Source organism: Halomonas sp. SCS19 (assembly GCF_040147015.1).
GTDB classification, from domain to species: Bacteria; Pseudomonadota; Gammaproteobacteria; order Pseudomonadales; family Halomonadaceae; genus Halomonas; species Halomonas litopenaei.
In genome coordinates this window covers 4,714,147-4,732,363 of the sequence record NZ_JAMSHN010000001.1, presented here as the reverse complement: position 1 = coordinate 4,732,363, position 18,217 = coordinate 4,714,147, and the positions used below count along the sequence as shown (strand labels likewise).

At 62.7% G+C, this 18,217-nt stretch carries 14 protein-coding genes; 3 read left to right on the top strand and 11 right to left on the bottom strand.

Going from position 1 to position 18,217, the window contains the following annotated elements; genetic code table 11:
• Window positions 1-216 precede the first annotated feature (216 nt).
• Window positions 217-5,778 (top strand): retention module-containing protein, encoded by a 5,562-nt coding sequence (locus NFH97_RS20460; RefSeq protein ID WP_349625468.1) that lies wholly within the window; start codon window positions 217-219, stop codon window positions 5,776-5,778.
• 209 nt (window positions 5,779-5,987) lie between these two features.
• Here the strand turns inward: NFH97_RS20460 and NFH97_RS20455 are convergent, their stop codons facing one another.
• The 4 genes from NFH97_RS20455 to queC all read right to left on the bottom strand — a co-directional run bounded on the left by NFH97_RS20455 (window position 5,988) and on the right by queC (window position 8,616).
• On the bottom strand, window positions 5,988-6,293 hold the full coding sequence (locus tag NFH97_RS20455) for a YkgJ family cysteine cluster protein (protein ID WP_124804677.1): 306 nt from the start codon (window positions 6,291-6,293) through the stop codon (window positions 5,988-5,990).
• A 100-nt stretch (window positions 6,294-6,393) separates the two neighbouring features.
• Window positions 6,394-7,239 (bottom strand): 6-carboxytetrahydropterin synthase, encoded by an 846-nt coding sequence (locus NFH97_RS20450; protein ID WP_124804678.1) that lies wholly within the window; start codon window positions 7,237-7,239, stop codon window positions 6,394-6,396.
• Entirely contained in the window at window positions 7,239-7,892 is a 654-nt protein-coding gene (queE, locus tag NFH97_RS20445; protein ID WP_222516883.1) for a 7-carboxy-7-deazaguanine synthase, read from the bottom strand. The genes NFH97_RS20450 and queE overlap by 1 nt, the downstream gene beginning before the upstream one ends.
• Window positions 7,885-8,616: a 7-cyano-7-deazaguanine synthase QueC gene (queC, locus tag NFH97_RS20440; RefSeq protein WP_108133779.1), complete on the bottom strand. Its 732-nt coding sequence runs from the start codon at window positions 8,614-8,616 to the stop codon at window positions 7,885-7,887. Before queC ends, queE begins: the two co-directional genes overlap by 8 nt.
• A 235-nt stretch (window positions 8,617-8,851) precedes the next feature.
• Between queC and trhP the strand changes: the two genes are divergently transcribed.
• The gene (trhP, locus tag NFH97_RS20435; RefSeq protein WP_349625467.1) at window positions 8,852-10,168 is read left to right on the top strand and encodes a prephenate-dependent tRNA uridine(34) hydroxylase TrhP; all 1,317 of its coding nucleotides are present in this window, start codon (window positions 8,852-8,854) and stop codon (window positions 10,166-10,168) included.
• Between the two features lie 98 nt (window positions 10,169-10,266).
• Window positions 10,267-10,677, top strand: a complete 411-nt coding sequence (locus NFH97_RS20430) for an SRPBCC family protein (protein WP_045990888.1) — start codon at window positions 10,267-10,269, stop codon at window positions 10,675-10,677.
• A gap of 146 nt (window positions 10,678-10,823) precedes the next feature.
• Here NFH97_RS20430 and NFH97_RS20425 read toward each other — a convergent pair whose 3' ends face one another.
• The 7 genes from NFH97_RS20425 to NFH97_RS20395 form a co-directional block, all read right to left on the bottom strand.
• On the bottom strand, window positions 10,824-12,329 hold the full coding sequence (locus NFH97_RS20425) for a GGDEF domain-containing protein (RefSeq protein WP_349625466.1): 1,506 nt from the start codon (window positions 12,327-12,329) through the stop codon (window positions 10,824-10,826).
• Between the two features lie 310 nt (window positions 12,330-12,639).
• Window positions 12,640-12,876: a DUF2789 domain-containing protein gene (locus NFH97_RS20420; protein WP_045994332.1), complete on the bottom strand. Its 237-nt coding sequence runs from the start codon at window positions 12,874-12,876 to the stop codon at window positions 12,640-12,642.
• Window positions 12,877-12,974: 98 nt separating this feature from the next.
• The gene (locus tag NFH97_RS20415) at window positions 12,975-14,021 is read right to left on the bottom strand and encodes an asparaginase (RefSeq protein ID WP_349625465.1); all 1,047 of its coding nucleotides are present in this window, start codon (window positions 14,019-14,021) and stop codon (window positions 12,975-12,977) included.
• A gap of 43 nt (window positions 14,022-14,064) precedes the next feature.
• Window positions 14,065-15,294 carry an MFS transporter gene (locus tag NFH97_RS20410; RefSeq protein ID WP_231498726.1) on the bottom strand — a complete coding sequence of 410 codons (1,230 nt, stop codon included), beginning with the start codon at window positions 15,292-15,294 and terminating at the stop codon, window positions 14,065-14,067.
• Between the two features lie 82 nt (window positions 15,295-15,376).
• Complete coding sequence (locus NFH97_RS20405; RefSeq protein WP_349625464.1) at window positions 15,377-15,877, bottom strand: hypothetical protein; 501 nt, start codon at window positions 15,875-15,877, stop codon at window positions 15,377-15,379.
• Window positions 15,878-15,996: 119 nt separating this feature from the next.
• Window positions 15,997-17,349 (bottom strand): DEAD/DEAH box helicase, encoded by a 1,353-nt coding sequence (locus tag NFH97_RS20400; protein WP_108447837.1) that lies wholly within the window; start codon window positions 17,347-17,349, stop codon window positions 15,997-15,999.
• A gap of 218 nt (window positions 17,350-17,567) precedes the next feature.
• Window positions 17,568-18,149 carry a PqiC family protein gene (locus NFH97_RS20395; protein WP_045994327.1) on the bottom strand — a complete coding sequence of 194 codons (582 nt, stop codon included), beginning with the start codon at window positions 18,147-18,149 and terminating at the stop codon, window positions 17,568-17,570.
• Between the last annotated feature and the right edge of the window lie 68 nt (window positions 18,150-18,217).

Sequence of the window (18,217 nt, the reverse complement as noted above, 5' to 3'; positions counted from 1 at the left end):
ATCTGCAATAACAAGCATATCCGTTTACAGCGGAGAGTAAAAAATACCGTAACTGCAAAGAAAAAAGGAAAAATCAGGGCGATACATTTCGAGGTCTAATGTCCTATTGTCCATTGGTACACTGTGTAGCCTCCTGTTACATAGATAGCATTATTCGTATTAGTTTGTGATTATATTATTACTTTTATATACGAATATTGCGAGGTCCATGTGCCTGTGACAAACGTCGTCGTCACTTCTCTGCAAGGTAAGGCCTGGGCTAAACGCCCGGATGGTGAAGTTATCGCTCTGGAAGAAGGAGATAGCCTGAACGCCGGCGATATCATTGTCACTGCCGAGGGTTCGCGTGTGGCTCTTCAGTTCGATGATGGTAGACCCGCGGCCCTCCTCGTAGGAGCCCAACAGGTTTCGTTGCCCGAAGAGCAGGGACAGGGCGATGCAAGCTCCGTCGACTTTCTGGGCCGGGAGGATGTTTCGAAACTGTTGGAATTGATCGCTGAGGGCTCCACCGACATTCTCGAAGCGCTCGAGGAGCCCAGTGCGGGTGGTGTGGCGGGGGCAAGCCATGATGGGTTTGACTTTGTACGTTTGATGAGAATTACCGAAACCTCTGGCTCACAGTCCTATTCCTTCGGTGATCCTTTCATTGTCGAATCGGCTGGGCACGGGGAGGTGGGTGGTATAGCTGATGACATGGATGATAACGATGCCGACTCGGGCGCTCCGTCAATAGAGTTTGAAGACGGTGATGGAGGGGCAACTGCCGGGTTCCACAGTGCCGTGGAGGGCAGTCAGGCGTTTGTGGCCGGCCGTTTTACTGTGTCGGCGCCGGCTGGAGTCGCATCGATCAGTGTTGGTAGGCGAGACATCGCAGGTACTTCCGACGAGAATCCACTGGTGCTTGAAGGGGAGCACGGTACGTTAACCATTACCGGTTTTAATCCGGAAAGCGGAGTCGTTACCTACCAGTACACCGAGAATGGACTGGCTGCCAACCACGCGGCTGGTGACGGTAGCGTGGTTGATCGTTTTGACATCGTGGTGACCGATTCTACCGGTGAAACTGTCAGCGAGAGTTTGGACATCAACATCCTCGATACCGCCCCCGAGGCCAAGGATGACAGCGCGGCACTGGGTGAAGAGGCGGTGACGGCGATCAGCGGTAATGTGCTCGACAATGACAGCGCCGGCGCTGACAGCATGACCTTTGATGGTTTTACCGGCAACGCCTCCGCCAGCTATGGCAGCTTCATCCACAATGACGACGGTAGCTGGAGCTACCGCGTGGATCCTGACAACGCCGACGTTCAAGCGTTGAAGGACAACCAGACGCTGAAAGAAACCTTCAGCTACACCCTCACCGATGCCGACGGTGATACCAGCAGCGCGACGCTGACGATCACCATCAACGGCAGCGACGACGACGTGCCGACGATCGAGATTCCCGACGGCAATGAGCCTGATGGCAACGAGCCTGATGGCAACGAGCCTGATGGCAACGAGCCTGACGGCAGTGATCCGAACGGTCCAGAGGTGGTGGCCGGCGATCACAGCGTGGTGGAAGCTAGCGGAGCCACGGTCATTGGCACCATGACGGTGGCGGCGGATGCCGGCATCAAGCAGGTGACCCTGACCGACCAGAGCGGCAAGACCGTCGATATCACTGGGGCGAGCACTGGTCCGGGGGCACCCAAGAGCGTTGTGGTGGAAGGCAAGCACGGCAGCGTCACGGTGACCGACTACGATGCGGCTAGCGGCAAGATCACCTACTCCTACACCGAGAATGGCGAGAGGGCTGATCACAGCGATGACGCCACGGTGCTGGACAGCTTTGCGCTGACGGTGACCGATAACGAGGGCGATAGCACGAGCACCAACCTGGAGATCAACATCCTCGATACCTCGCCAGAGGCGGTCGCCGACACCACCGAGACGGCGGAAAACACGGCGAAAACGTACAACGTGTTGACTAATAATGACGGCACAAGCGACACCCAGGGCAATGATGGCGCAATCCTGACCAAGGCCTCGGTCCGGGGTGGGGAAGGCGTCGGTACGGTGGCCATCGCGTCCAACGGTGAGATCACCTTTACTCCGGCAGGGGCCTTCGAAGGCGACGCCGTGATCGACTACACCATCACCGATGGTGACGGAGACAAGTCGTCTTCGACATTGACGGTGAAGGTGGCGCAAGACTCCACGCCCAGCGTTCCCGGAGATGGCGACAACCCGACTACCCAGAGCCCGAAGGCGACCGTCGACGAAGACGGACTGGCCGGTGGCAACGCCGGGGGTAGTGGTGATGTGGCCGGAGAGGCCACCGTCGCGAAAGGGACGCTGAGCTACCGCTTTGGCGACGATGGCGCCGCCGATAGCAACGCCTTCCAGTGGAACCTGGCTGGTCTGCCCGACGACCTCAAGACGGCGGACGGTCGTGAGGTGAGCTTTGAGCGCAGTACCGATGGCCACACGCTCACCGGGACGGTGACCGATAGCAACTCCGAAAAAGAACCGGTGATCACCATCGCCATGGCCGATCAGGCCGAGGGCAAGTACAAGGTGACGCTGCACCAGGCGCTTGAGCATGCGGCGGGCGATGACGAGAACGACCTGACGTTTGACATCGGCTACACCGTGACCGATGCCGATGGCAGCGAGGTCCAGGGCACGCTGTCGGTGCTGATTGACGATGATACGCCTGTTGTCTGGGAGGCGGAGCAAGCGCAGTTAAAATCTGGCCAGACGGGTGAGGTTCGCTTCGAGGCGGGTGCCGATGACATTGGTAAAGTGACATTCAGCGACGTAATGAACGGTACCGAGGTCACGAGTGTCAATGGCGGGACGCTGCTCACGTCGAACGGCGAGGTTCTGACTTACCAATTGAGTGGCGACGGCAAGACGTTGGAGGCGAAGACCGCGAGTGGCGGCGTGGCCTTCAAGGCGAGCCTGTCGGCGGATGGCTCTACCTACGAGGTAGAGGTCATCGATGAGGGGATCAGGGCATTTGATGATGCCAGCAAGGAAATCAGTGAAGGCAGCAAGCACGTTGTGCGTGAGTTTGGCACCGATGGGTCCGGCTCGGGCCATCGTTTCATCGCCTTTGAGGGTGCCGATGGAGCAGCCGATGTCGTGGCGTCCGCCTGGACCTATAAAGGCCCCTGGGCGTCCTGGTTGCGAACTGATGGGGATACACAACTAGCCGCGGGTCACGACAATCTGACGGGACTCGACGAAGCTGTACGCCTCGATTTCGTTGATAACCTGCGTTTTTCTGACACCGCACCAAGCTGGGATAACCATCGAGGCATTACGCACTTCCGTCAGTTTATCAATGCGGAAAACGGGACGTTGACGGATGTCGGGATCAAAGCGATTGCCTCGGCTCCAGATGGTACCGATACCAGTGGCCATCCGGTTGCCGTCAGCGGCCACGTGCTGGAACTTGCGAAAAGTGATGTTCGGTTGGTGAATGGTGCCGGCAAGGATATCACCTCGTTGGTGACGATTGAGGAAAACGCCGATGGCACCCTCAATGTGAGAAACATTCCCGCCGATGCCCAGCTGGTGCTTACAACCGGCGAGGCCTTTGAAGCGATCGAGTTTCGTGGCTTGGACGGCACAAGGCCATTTTCGGTCGGCGACTTCGCCTATTCCGAGGCGGAGAAAGATCCGGCGCTGTCCTTGTCACTGGCCGGAACGGATGGTGACGGCGACACTGTCGATGGCACCCTGACCCTGGCACTGCCGGATGATGACCAGCTACTCGTCGGAGGCGGTGGCGATGACAGCATCACCGGTGGGAGTGGTGATGATGTGGTTCTCGGTGATGCTGGCGGGAAGCATGCCGTGCTTGAACCTGCCAAGGACTATAACCTTTCCTTTATCGTGGATGTTTCGCCAAGCATGGGCGCCGTGTTGGAAAACGGCAATTCACGCTTCAAGGTGGCGATCGAGGCGATACGTGCCAAGCTTACCGAGCTGGCCGATTTCGAGGGGACAATCCATGTCCAGATCGTGGCGTTCGGCGGGAAGTATTCGCCTTCGATCGCATTCAATGATTTCTCACCTGAAGATCTGGGTGACGTCAATGACTTTCTGGATAGTAGAGCGATTATTTCTGGAACCAATTTCGAGCAAGCCTTTGTTACCGCTACTGAGTGGATGACGGATGTTAGTCGGAGCGGTTTCAATAACGTTGCCTACTTCATGACGGATGGTCAGCCTAATTCTCACAATGACAACGGTCAAGTTGGTGTCAGTGATGCGGGGAATATTACCACCTATAAGGATGTTACCAATGCGCTTGAAGGATACAAACCGCTGGCCGCCATCAGTCGGGTGGAAGCGATCGGGATAGGTGATGATGTAGGTCGCGATTTTCTGAAGATTTTCGACAACACGGCAGATGGTGAGTTGGAGATGGTGCCGATTCCTCTGGAATCCGGGGCTTCGGTAGGCAGTACCGAAATGCTTGCCACTTTTGACACGGGGGACACGGGAAGACTCGCTTCCATCGATAATTGGGCGGTGGAGACAACCAATGGCCACATAGCCATTGATAGAACCCCGGTCGGCACCTATCTGCGCGTTCGAGACAGTGGTGCTGGCGATGGCAGTACTGTCGCCACCAGCGATGCTATCGTCCTGGATGAGCCTGCTGGTGCCAACCAGTTCTATACCTTGTCATTTGACTACGTGACCGACACCCCAAACGACTTCGAAAAGGAAGGGAATCCAAGCGACAGATTCTCTTGGTTGCTGGAAATGCAAAATGAGGAAGGCGACTGGGATGTTGTTGCCACCTCGCTGCCAATATCGCCGTCGGGCAGTATCAATAGTAGCTCGACTCAGTTTATGGCAAATGGGTTGAAAGGAGGAACATACAGGCTGCAGTTCGAAGTAGAAAACGCTGCTGGGAACTTCTTCTCACTGCTTATTCATGACATTTCACTCGATCTTTACAGCTATACGGACGACCAGCTTGTACCGGCCGGTGAGGTGGCCATCGTCAATTCTGCCGAGGAGTTTGCAACGGCGCTGGAGGGGGGGGCGTCCTTCGATCAGCCAGCGGACCTTGGCGGTGACACCCTGGACGGTGGCGCGGGTGATGACGTGCTGTTCGGTGATCAGATCGATCCTGCGGGTGTCGGTGGTGAGGCGGGTAGTGGCTATGCTGGGCTCGTCGATTACTTGACCACTCAGAACAGCGGGACAGAGCCGACCCAGAAAGAGATCTTGGCCTTTATCAAGGATAACTATGAAGCCCTGTCGGGTGACAGCCGTAACGACGGTGGTCAGGATCGCATCGCTGGTGGAAAAGGCAACGATCAGCTCTTCGCGGGCAGCGGGGACGACGTGCTGATTGGCGGTGCTGGCGATGACCTGCTGCTGGGTGGGCTCGGTTCCGACACCTTCCAGTGGAGTCTGGGTGATGTCGGTAGTACGACTGACCCCGCCCACGATACGGTAGGTGATTTCCACATCAAGGATGCGGCTCTGAGCATGGATCCAGACGCCGATAAGCTGGCTTTGGGGGATCTGCTCAACGACTTTGACTCCACGAGCACTGACCCCGACCAGTCGGCGCTGGACAGCTTTATCTTTGCCCAGGAGGAGAACGGAGACACCGTGCTCTACATCAAGAGCGATGGCGGGCTCGACGTCCAGCACAGCAACGCCGACCAGAAGATTACCCTGGACGGTGTCAGCATGGAGGGTCAGTCGTCGGAGGCCTTCCTGACGATGCTGCGAAATAACGGGCAGCTCGACGTGGAGTAGAGCATGGGGAACGGCCTTGGTCGTCATGAAGGTCGTCACAAGGAAGACCGGGCCACCTTTGGGTGGCCCGGTCTTTTCTAGTTGGAGGGTCACGGATGGGGCGTCGGTCGAGAGGGCATCAGTAGGGGGCGCAGCAAGAAGGGGTCGAGCTGAGCACACCAGGTGCAGATGATGCTGAGCGACGGCTACTCGGCGCAAGTAAGCCAGACTCAGGTCAGGCGTTCGAGTTCGTCAATATTGGCCAGCGCCTGGTCTCTGTGGCTGCCGCAGATATCGGCGTCGTAGTCGAAGCGCTCGCACACCGCCGGACGCTCGGGTCGGCCGAACAGGCGGCACAGGTTGTCGTCGTCGAGCTGCACGCAGCGGATGCCGGCGGGCTTGCCCGCCGGCATGCCGGGAATCGGGGAGCTGATCGACGGCGCAATGCAGCAGGCGCCGCAGCCGGGGCGGCAGCCCTGTTCGCCGGTCGCTGTGCGGGTCTCTTGCGGCGAGGAGGAGGTGATCAGTTCGCTCATGACGTTGGTTGGCTCATGGCATTCTTCAAATGCGCTTGGTTGTCTCGGTGGTCGGTCTCTCTTGCGGATCTCGAGATGCTATCGAGAAGTTATCGAGACGTTATCGAGATCGTTCACCGGGGCTTCTTGCCGTGGCGCCCTTGTCGACGCCTTCATAGGCGCGCACCGCGGTGTCCTCTCCGGTGTCTCGGGCGACGGTCGCCGCCAGCCACTGGGCGATGCGTTCCACCGTGGTGGCGCCGGGCAGGACATGACAGCGCTCGCGGGGCAGGCGCAGGTGAAACAGGCCCTGGGGCGAGCGGTAGCCGCACTGCAGCATGTCGCCCTGGTGCTGTTCCAGGTCGTGTTCGTCCACCAGGTAGGTATCGTCGAGCCAGCGGGCGTAGCGGCGCTCGAGCTCCGGCTGTCGCACGCCGCGCTGAACGATTTCCAGCCGCGAGCGGTGGCCGTGGGCGATACGCTGGCAGTTGCCGGCGTGGCGGCGAAGGCCGTGGCTGTATGTGTAGGCGGCGCCATCGATGGACTCATCGGCGAGGCTGAGTTCGATGCTGGATACCCGCTCGGGCGGTTGGCGCATCAACTGGCGTGACAGGTGCTCGGCCATGGCCTCGGGGGTGATTCTGCGCCAGGGTAGCAGGGTAAAGGCCTGGCGGGGCCCGCGCACCTCCATCGCGTATGGCGTCGTGGTGCGTACGCAGATACCTTCGCGACATTCGCTGACGCTGACGCCAGGGGCTTCGGTAGGCACCAGCAGGGTGTGATCGGCGCCGCCGTCGAGACGTGCCTTGATCCAGGGTTTGACCTCGCCGAAGTCGAATAGCATGCCGTCTTCACCGAGCTCTCCATCGAGTTCGACGTCGACCAGCCAGCTCGCGCCGATCAGTCCACGATCGGGACACCAAAGCGACACGTCGAGATGTGTCAGTCGTCGTACAAAGAGTGCCATCAGTCGATTCCCGCGATCTTGTGGGTCTGCAGCGACAGCCGCCAGCGTGGATGCGCCATGCAGTGCTCTACCGTGGCACAGAGTGGCTCCTTGCGAGCGTCGCTGGCCATCAGCCCGGAGGTGTCCATCGGCTGCAGCAGAAAATGGTCGAAGTCCAGGCCCTCGAAACGCTCAGGCGGGGCGTCGATCTGGGGATGGACGAGCTTCAGCTCGTCACCGCGGGTCTGCACCAGCGGCGCATTGCCCTTGGGGCTGACACATAGCCAGTCGATGCCGTCCGGCGCAGCCAGAGTACCGTTGGTTTCCACGCCAATCTCGAAGCCGGCAGCGTGCACCGCCTCGATCAAGGCGGCATCCAGCTGCAGCAAGGGTTCGCCACCGGTGAACACGACGTAGGGCGTGACACCCTCGTGGGGGTGTGGCCACAAGCGGGTGATGTGCTCGGCCAGGGACTCGGCGGTGGCAAAGCGTCCGCCGTTCTGACCATCGGTGCCGACGAAGTCGGTGTCACAGAAGCGACACTGGGCGCTGGCGCGGTCCTGCTCACGGCCCGACCAGAGATTGCAGCCGGCAAAGCGACAGAAGACGCTGGCGCGGCCGGCCTGTACGCCTTCTCCCTGAAGGGTATAGAAGGCTTCCTTGACGCTATACATCCTGGTGCGCTCCGCCCTGGTCTGCCTGTGCAATCGCCGGCTCCTGCCGGGTATTGGCGGCGTAGGCCAACGGATCTTCGACACCCTGGTCGGCGAAGGCGGCGAGCCGCTCCAGACAGCTGCCGCAGCGGCCACAGGCCAGGCGCCGGCCCTCGTAACAGGTCCAGGTGTCGCGGTAGTTCAGTCCCATGGACAGTCCGTCGGCCAGGATCTCGCTCTTGCTGGACCGTAGATAGGGTGCGTGGATCTCTACCGGCGAGAAATTGGCGATGGCGGCCACCGCATTCATCTGCTCGACAAACTCGGGACGACAATCCGGATAGAGCACGTGGTCACCGCCGTGGGCGCCGTAGTCGACGCGACTGGCGCCGATATTCACCGCCTTGGCGATGGCCAGCGACAGCAGCACCATGTTGCGATTGGGGACCACCGTGGCGGCGAGGTTGTCTTCGGCGTAGTCACCGCCAGGGATCTTGCGATTGGCGTCGGTCAGCGCAGAGTTGTCGATCAAGCCATGGATGGCGGTGATGTCGACGACCTGATGAGGGATCTTCAACTCCTGACAGACATGGCGGGCCACCTCGAGTTCGCGGGCGTGGCGCTGGCCATAGTCGAATGACAGGGCGTGAACTTCGAGGCCTTCGTGCAAGGCGCGATGAAGTACGGTGAAAGAGTCCATGCCACCGGAGTAGATCACCACGGTGGAGCGGGAAGTCGTGCTCATGAAGGGGGTCTCGATTCGGAGAATTTGGGGTGGCGACAAGGATCGCCAGCGGCCGGGGTCCGGTCCGGCGCGACAAGGGTAACGAAAGCCGGACGGCAACACCAGTGCGGCGTTGATGCCGGCGACTTGCTCCTTGTCAACGTGCATTGCTCGCGGTTGTGGCAGGCTGCGCGGTTTACTGCTGTCTGCCCGGCTTAACCCTGGCCAAAGCCCGGCCCACGAGAGAGACGCCTGGATGAATGCCCCTGAACTACTGTCACCGGCCGGCACCTACCGGCATATGCGCTTCGCCTTCGCCTATGGCGCCGATGCGGTCTATGCCGGTCAGCCGCGCTACTCACTGCGTGTACGCAACAATGACTTCGGCCTCGACAACCTGACCCGAGGCATCGCTGAGGCCCAGGCGCGTGGCAAGCGCTTCTACGTGGCCTCCAATATCGCTCCGCACAATGCCAAGCTCAGGACCTACCTTAAGGACATGGCACCGATCGTCGAGGCGGGGCCGGATGCGCTGATCATGTCCGACCCTGGCTTGATCATGATGGTGCGAGAGCGTTGGCCTGACCAGGTGATCCATCTGTCGGTGCAGGCCAACGTGGTCAATCACGCGGCGGCTCGCTTCTGGCAGTCCCAGGGTATCTCTCGGGTGATCCTGTCGCGAGAGCTGTCGCTTGAGGAAATCGCCGAGATCCGTGCCGAGTGCCCGACCCTGGAGATCGAGACCTTCGTTCACGGTGCCCTGTGCATCGCCTATTCCGGACGCTGTCTGCTGTCGGGCTACTTCAACCGGCGCGACCCCAATCAGGGCACCTGTACCAACGCCTGTCGCTGGAACTACCGGACCCACCCGGCCGGCACTGACGCCTGTGGCGATCTGATCCCTGCGCAGGACGTGGCAAAGGGTCGGGAGGAGAGCTCGGCGCTGATCGAGGACCCACAGCGGCCTGGCGAACTGATGCCGGTGTTCGAGGACGAGCACGGAAGCTACATCATGAATTCAAAGGATCTGCGCGCCGTTCAGCACGTGGCAAGGCTCGCCGAGATGGGGGTCAGTTCGCTGAAGATCGAAGGGCGGACCAAGTCGCCCTACTATGTGGCACGTACCGCCCAGGTCTATCGTCGTGCCATCGATGACGCCGTGGCCGGGAGGCCCTTCGACATGGGGCTGATGGATGAGCTCGAAAACCTGGCCAACCGGGGGTATACCGAAGGCTTCTACCGACGCCACGTCCACGACGAGTACCAGAATTACGAGCGTGGGCACTCGGTGGGAGTCCACCAGCAGTTTGTCGGCCAGGTAGTGAGGCAGTCGCGACCAGATTGGCTGGACATCGAGGTCAAGAACCGCTTCGAGGTCGGTGATCGCCTCGAGCTGATGCTGCCCTCCGGCAACCGTCGTTTCACCCTTGAGGCGATGGAGGCGGGCAATGGCAGCGCGCTGAAGGTGGCGCCCGGGGATGGTCACCGGGTAAGGCTCAAGCTGCCGGGGAAGGCGCTGTCGCCTGATGAATTCGAGTTCGCTCTGTTGCTGCGGGACCTGCCGTCAGCCTGATGATAGGCACGGCTTTACAAGGGCCTGGGGAACCGGGATGCTAGGCTCCGTAGCAGCCTTACCTTGGAGCATCCCTCAGGCAAGGAGTCGGTCTGGCCATGCCCACCATCGAACACAGCGCCACGCTTCCCGCGCCTCCCGAGCGCGTCTTCGCCCTGCTCGAAAAGGTCGAGGATTTCGCCGACTATTCGGATCTGATCACCGAGATCGAGCCGCTCGGGGACGATCGCTATCGCTGGCATGTCCACGCGGTCGGCATGGACTGGACCTTCGAGGTGCAGGTAACCGAGAAGTCGCCGCCCAGCCGACTGGCCTGGGAGTCGATCGACGGTGTGCGCAATCAGGGCCGCTATGAACTCGAAGCGGTCGATGAAGGTACCGCGGTCAGCCTGATCGTCGACTACCAGATCCGCAATCGGCTGGTCGCCAAGGCGGTCAATCGCGCGGCTCGCCCGCTGGTTGCCAAGGTCAGCGCCCAGATCCTGGAGCGGGTCGAGGCGCGTCTCTAGCGAGTGCCTTGGCGAGTCGCTTCACGTCAGCTTCTCGCCCGGGTCTCACCAAGTTCCAGCCAGGTTCTCGCCAGGTTCTGGCAAGGTCCCTTGACGTCTACTGACATCGGTGCCTGGCGTAGTTATTGTTCTGATCAAGTGCTGCTTCAGGGTGTTTCCCCGGCGCGCTCCTGCAGTTGTTGAGCTTGACTGATGCGGGCACGGCCGGCCTGCTTGGCCTGGTACATCTGCAGGTCCGCCTTTTCCACCAGCGACGCTGCGTCGATGCTGTCCATGCCGGGCTGCCATTGGGCGATGCCGATGGAGGCGCTGACGTAAAGGGGGCGCTGGTCGACCTGGGCCATCGGCTGCTCGGCAAGCCACTGCTGTAGCCGCTGCGCGACCCGCAAAGCTCCTGGCTCCGGCGTGTTCCGCAGGGCGATGACGAACTCCTCTCCGCCGTAGCGGGCCGCCAGGTCCGACTCACGGATGGCGTCACGCAGGGTAGCGGCGACATTGACCAGCACGATGTCGCCGAGTCGGTGGCCGTAGCGGTCGTTGAGCGGCTTGAAGTGATCCAGATCGAGAAACAACACCGACAGCGGCTTGTCTCGCGCATGGGCGTCCTCGAGCATCTCCTCGAGGCGCCGTTCCAGCGCGGCGCGATTGGCAAGACCGGTGAGGGCATCGGTGCTGGCGCGCACATCCAGCGCCTCGTTGTCGCGTTGGAGCGAAATCAGCTGGTCCTCACGATGGTGCAACCGCTCGGCCAGGCTCATGGTCAGCCCATGCAGGCGCTGCTTGCCGGCGACCAGCAGGCGTTCGATATCCTCATCTGCCGACAGCGTGGTGGCGAGAAAGTCCGGCAAGGTCTCAAGGCGACTCGCGAGCTCATCGACAAGACGTGCCTGGGCATTGCCGTCCATGTTCATGCGTTGCTGAAAGCGATGAAGCACGGCGGGGATGGCGTCGCTGTCGTCGTCCAGACAGCATCCGGCCAGTTCGTCGGCGAGCTCCAGGCAAAGGCCGTCGAGCCATTCGTGGTGACGCTGGCCTTCCGGCTCGAGAGGGCGCTGAAGGAACAGGTTGGTGGGCAGCTGCCAGCGCCGTGCCAGCCAGCTCGACGCCTGGTCGCGGTCGCAGCCAAGATGCCGGTGTTCCAGAGCCAGGCGCTGTTCGCGGTTGGCGGCCTGGGCGGTCAGCTCGAAGTAGTTCGGGTCCAATGCGTACAGCAGCAGTACCCCGACCTCGCGAAGCAGGGCGCGCGTCGACAGCTCGCCCGGCTGGCGGGGATTTACCACCTTGGCGATGGCCGGAATCAAGTGCGCGGCTGCGAGGGTGCGTCGCCAATAGTCGGCCAGGGGGCCGCGGGTCGCGTTGCGCACCAGGGTGAAACCCAAAAGCGCGGTGAGGGTGCCATCGATACCGAGGCGTGTCACCGCGTGCTCGCAGCAGATGACGGGATCGCAACCCCGGCGATAGTAGGGGCTGTTGGCCAGCCGCAGCAGCTGCAGGCACAGGGCCGGGTCACGGGACAGCAGGGTCGCGAAGTCGGTCAGCGGCGCGTCGTGATTGCTCGCCAGTACCAGCAGCTCGGACACCACGGCAGGCAGAGAGGGAAGACGCGTGGCGGGCTCGAGCCGCGCTTCGATATCAGGGGGAAGGCAGGTCACGTCGAAAAGGCCATCGATTGTCGTTGTGCGATTGGTGTCAGGGCCGATCCATCGGCCTGATAGTGGCGCGAGCCGCCGACATCAGCGGCTCGCGCAGCTTGTAAAGGACTTGTCCGAAGAGTCGACGAGCGCAGCTACTTTTCAGACGAGCCCCAGGCTTTATACGAAAAGTCGACGAGCGATGGTTAGACAAGGCAAAAATCGGTGAGAAAGCGCAGTTTACGAGGTGTAAATGAGCGTCTTGACCCGATTTTTAACGCCGTATTACCGAGCGCAGGCACTTTTCGCACAAGCCCTTTTCACACAAGCCCTAGGGTTTGCGCAGTGAAGCGTCCAGATGATCGACTACCTCGGCCCAGTCGGCATCGGCCTCGATGGCTTCGCGCAGAAATTCCGACTGTCCCTCATTCCAGCAGGCCGCATCGGGCAGTTCGACCCCCTCCGGAATCGGCGAGTTGCGATCGATGAATCGTTTGATGGCTTCCGGCTCGGAAGCCAGGCCCAGCTGTTCAAACAACTCGCTGAAGGGATGATCCGGGTGTTCCATGAGCAACTCCTTGTCATGACGGGGACTCCCTAACCTTACTCCATCATGGCCCCTTGAGTGTCAATAGAGCATAAAATTGCTCTGTGACCTGCGGGATGTCAACCTCGTTCTCCGACCAGCGGGGTTCGAAACAGCCGACGTTTCTGTTCCAGCGAGAGGGGCAGCGACAGCAGATGCACCAGTTTGGTATAGGCCGACTCAGGGGTCATGTCGTCGCCGGATACCACCTCGGCGTCGGCCAGCATCTTGCCGGCAGCGTAGTGTCCGATGTCGATGGTGCCGTGTGGGCATTGGCTGATCGCGACCAGTAGCTTGCCCTGGCCGCTGGCCTCTGCCAGCACGGCGCCAAGCTCGGTGTCGTCAGGTACATTGCCGCCGCCCCACACCTCGATCAGGGCGCCCTTGACGCGGTCATCACCCAGCCAGGCCGCCAGCTGCCAGGGTTGAATGCCCGGCCACAGGACCACCCGCACCACCTGCTCCCCCAGGCCATGATAGTCGCCGAGCTCGTAGCGGGGTGCGCCGCGCTGCGTAGCCTCGAGGCTGTGCTCGCGATGCAGCCGGAAGTCGTTGCCGTGGCGCTTCCCCAGCAGGTCAAGGTTGGGGCTTTCGAAGGCATCCGGCTCGCGAGTGTGCCACTTGCGAGCCCGGCTGCCCCGCAGCAGCTTGTCGCCAAAGCTCACCGCCACTTCCTGCAATCCAGGCATGGCGGCGTAGCGCAGCGCGCTCTCGAGATTGTACAGGGCGTCACTGTGCTGCTGGGCCAGCGGCGCCATGGAGCCGGTCACCACCACCGGGCGATCGATGCCCTGAAGCTGGTAGGCCAGGCTCGAGGCGGTCCAGGCCAGGGTGTCGGTGCCGTGCAGCACGACCACGCCGCGATGGCGATTGGCCTGCTCGGCGACAAGCGCGGCCAGCCGGGCCCAGTCCTCGGGACGGGCGCCGCTGGAGTCGATGGGTTGCTCGACCTCGATCCAGGTAAAGGGGGGTAGAGCGGTCCGGCGATCGTCGGGTAGTGTGGCCAGGGCGTCGCGCACCCGGGCTTCCATGTCGGGGCCGGGGGCGAGGCCTGAGGGGGTGTCGATCATGCCGATGGTGCCGCCGGCGTAGATCACCAGCACCGGGTCCAGGGGTGAGTGGGTCATGGGTGGGCTTCCTGCACAAGGAGTGAAGACACGAGTGACAGTATCAGCGTGAGCCTCGGCGAGGCGCGCAGCGGGTGATGACGTTATCGTCGGCGTCGAAGCAGAGCTGACGCTGACGACCGGCGAACCAGGCGAAGCTGGCGGCGGCGGCGGCGATCCCCATCAACAGCCAGGCGATGGCGGTGATCGGTGCCTGCAGGTCAAGCATGATGCCGACGCTCAAGGGGCCCAGGGCGGCCAGGGCATAGCCGCCACCCTGGGCCAGTCCGGACAGGCGGCCTGCCAGACGCGAATCTGCGCTGCGCAGCACGATCAGGGTCAGCGCCAGGGAGAAGTTGCCGCCCTGGCCGAGCCCCAGCAGCAGTGCGCCGAGGTAGCGCAGGGAGGTGTCGGCCATCAACAGGATCCACAGGCCGCTGGCGGTGCTGGCGAGGACCAGCAGCAGCGCCGGGCGCTGATCGCGACCGAAGCGGGCCAGCCAGGGTGCCAGCAGCGCAGAAATCAGCTGGACCATCACCGACATGCCCATCAACAGGCCGGCCTCTGCCTCGCCGATGCCGCGCTGCATCAACAGCGTCGGCAGCCAGCCGAAGACGATGTAGGCCAGCGACGATTGGGTGCCCATCAATAGCGCCACCTGCCAGGCCAGGGGCTGGCGCAGCAGGCCACGGGTCATGCCGGTGCCGGGGTCACCCGCCATCCGCGGGGTAGCGGCGGTGCGCGGCATGTAAAGCTCCCAGGCGATCAGCGCCGCCATGGCCAGCAGCGACCAGGCCGCCAGACTGCGTGTCCAGCCACCCAGCAGGTCGCTCAGGGGAATCGCCAGACCGGCACCCAGGGCGCCACCCAGACACAGGGCCATGGTGTAGACCCCGGTCATCAGGTCGGCGCCCCGGGGCAGCTCGCGCTTGACCAGCGCCGGTAGCAGGGCGCCCGATACACCGATACCGGCACCCACCAGCAGGGTGCCGGCGTAGAGCGCGAGGGGGCTTCCCTGCCAGCGCAGCAGCAGACCGCTGGTGATGACCACCAGACCCAGCGACAAGGCGCGTTCCGGGCCGTACTGGCGCGACAGGCGGGGCGCCAGCGGAGCGAACAGGCCCAGGCACAATACCGGCAGGGTGGTCAGGGCGCCGATGGCGCTGGGGGACAGGCCGGTATCCTGCTGCACACGGGCGAGCAGCGGGGCAAGCGAAGATAGTGCCGGTCTCAGGTTGAGGCCGACCAGTACCATCAGCACCAGAAAGCGCCAGGGCAGGGACGAGACCTTCATCGGGGGCTCCAGCGGGTGGACCACCGCAGCGGGGAAGGCGCGCCGCCGGAGGCGCAGGCCCCGCGGACGGCGGCCGATACGGTTATTTCAGGAAGCGACGCAGATCGCCACGCACCTGATCATTGAAGGTCAGGAACTGGCTGTGGTGATCGCCGTCGACGCCATCGATGCGCACGGCCGTGGCCATCCCCTTGTCGACCAGCAGCTGGTCGTAGATCTCCAGGGTGATCTTTTCGACCGGGGTGTCGCCGGGGGCGCACTGGCCATTCTCCAGGCGGAAGGTCTCGAGCAGGCTGGCGCGTACGCGAGTGGCACCGCCTTCGGCCAGCACGCGACGCACGAACATCCAGCCTTCGCAGGTCAGCGCCACGCCGTCATGGTCGCGCAGGTAGAGGGTGCGATAGCAGGCCCCCTGCTCGGCGCCTTTCTCTGCCATGCTGCGGTAGGCCTCGGTCATGCGAGCGGCACTGACCCGCGCCTCGTCGATCTTGGTCTGGGCGCCGCGATGCTCGTTGTCGAGTTGCGCCTGCTTCTGGAAGGCCCGGAAGCGGCGATATTCCTTGATCAGTTCTGGAGATGCCATATCGCTGTCCTGCTGAGATGGAAGGGGGCGGCAAGCCGCCCCCTGGATTGCTCTTGTCTAGCCGCTCGGGGCTCTGCCTGCACCGACGCTCAGGGCTATGCCTGAGCCGATGCTCGAGCTTATGCCTGTCCCTGGCGGTTGCCCTGGCCGGAGCGCCTGCGCCTGCGACGTGCAGGCTGCTCGCCATTGCCGTTGCGGGCATTACCGCCGCCACCGGCACCGCCACCGTCACCACGTCGTCCGTTGCCGCGCTGGGAGCTATTGTTGCCACCCTGGCTGCGGCGCTGACCACCACCGCGCTTGTTGCGGCCGTTCTCGATGGGCTCCGGCTTGGCGTTGGGGTCGGGCTCGAAGCCCGGTTCGATGCGCTTCTCGAGGTCACGCTTGATCATGCGCTCGATGTTCTTCAGCAAGCCATGTTCATCGACGCACACCAGCGAGATGGCCTGGCCCTCGTTGCCGGCACGACCGGTACGACCGATGCGGTGGACGTAGTCCTCGGCGACGTTGGGCAGCTCGAAGTTGACCACGTGGGGCAGTTCGTCGATGTCGAGACCACGGGCGGCGATGTCGGTGGCCACCAGAACCTGCAGCTCGCCGGCCTTGAACGCCGCCAGGGCGCGGGTACGGGCTGACTGGCTCTTGTTGCCGTGGATCGCCATGGCGGAGATGTCGCGCTTGTCGAGGTGCTCGGCCAGGCGGTTGGCGCCGTGCTTGGTGCGGGTGAACACCAGCACCTGGAACCAGCGCTGGCTGGTGATCAGGTGTGACAGCAGCTCGCGCTTGCGCTCGCGGTCCACTCGGTAGACGGCCTGGTCGACGGTCTCGGCGGTGGTATTGCGGCGTGCGACCTCGATCATCTCCGGGCGGTCGAGCAGCTTGTCGGCCAGCGCCTGGATCTCGCTGGAGAAGGTCGCCGAGAACAGCAGGTTCTGACGCTTCTCGGGCAACAGCTTCAGCACACGGCGGATGTCGTGGATAAAGCCCATGTCGAGCATGCGGTCGGCTTCGTCGAGCACCAGGATCTCGACGCTCGACAGATCCACGTGGCCCTGCTGGTGCAGGTCGAGCAGGCGGCCAGGCGTTGCCACCAGCACATCGAGACCGGGCCGCAGGGCGTCGATCTGGGGCTGCTGGCCGACGCCACCGAAGATCACGTGGTGACGCAGTGACAGGTGCTGACCGTAGTCGCGCACGCTCTCGCCGACCTGGGCGGCGAGTTCACGGGTGGGCGTGAGCACCAGGGCACGGACCTGGCGCTTGGAGGGGCGAGGGCCATCGGCCAGGCGCTGCAGCATCGGCAGGGTAAAGCCCGCTGTCTTGCCGGTGCCGGTCTGGGCACTGGCCAGCAGGTCACCACCCTTGAGTACCGCGGGGATGGCCTGACGCTGAATCGGAGTCGGGGTGTCATAGCCTTGCGCCGTGACGGCGCGAAGCAATTCGGCACGCAGGCCGAGATCGGAAAAACTCATGCAAACTCCAGCACGCACGCACTCGCTGGACGCCACCGTTCTGATGGCGTCGGTCCCGGACAAGGCGTGGGGAAAAATTCGGTGACCGCTCTAGCGGGGGACCCCCGTCACCGTTGCGGGCATGATGCCAGATTTGCCGGCCCGGCGCATCGGCGGGGGTGAAAAGAAGTCGGGCCGGCAGAACCTTGAGGAGGGGCGCGGAGGCGTTGTCGAGACGCTCAGGGGGCGACACGGACCCGGGCGGCGATATCATCGGCCACCTGATCCCAGGTGCGCCCCAGCGCCCGTACCAGTGCCGAATAGCCGTCGCTGTCCAGCGACTCGGTGGCCTCGAAGCTGTCGCTGTCCACCACCTTGCGCTGGCCGTCACGCAACAGCCACTGACCAGAAGCCACGGCGTAGCCGTCGTAGTGGCCCTGGAAGCGGTCGACGCTCAATTCCAGCGTCAGGGCGTTGCCACTGTCGCCGGACAGCAGCACCCGGCGTCCAGGCAGCCTGGCCTCCAGGCGGTCGCGCAGGCCGCGTTCGAGTTGCTGTGCCAGCGGTGCCGCCCATTGGTGGGACTTGGCCTCGTTCAGCGAGATGTCGTCGAGCTGAAGGACGATGCCTTCGGCCTCGAGGTAGTTGGCGAGCCTGGGTGTGGACACCAGCAACGGCGTTTCGTCGGCGCTGGGGACCCGGGCATCGCTGCTGCCTGCATCCGAGGGCAGCACGTAGTGGTTCATGGGGGCGGTGCCGCTGGCGCAGCCGCCCAGCCACAGCGCCAGCAGGGGAACACACAGGCGATGTATCGGCCTCATGGAGAACTCCTTTCCGGTGAGGTCAGTGTTGTCGATGCTTCCGTCTATCCCGCCCGAGTCCGCAGACT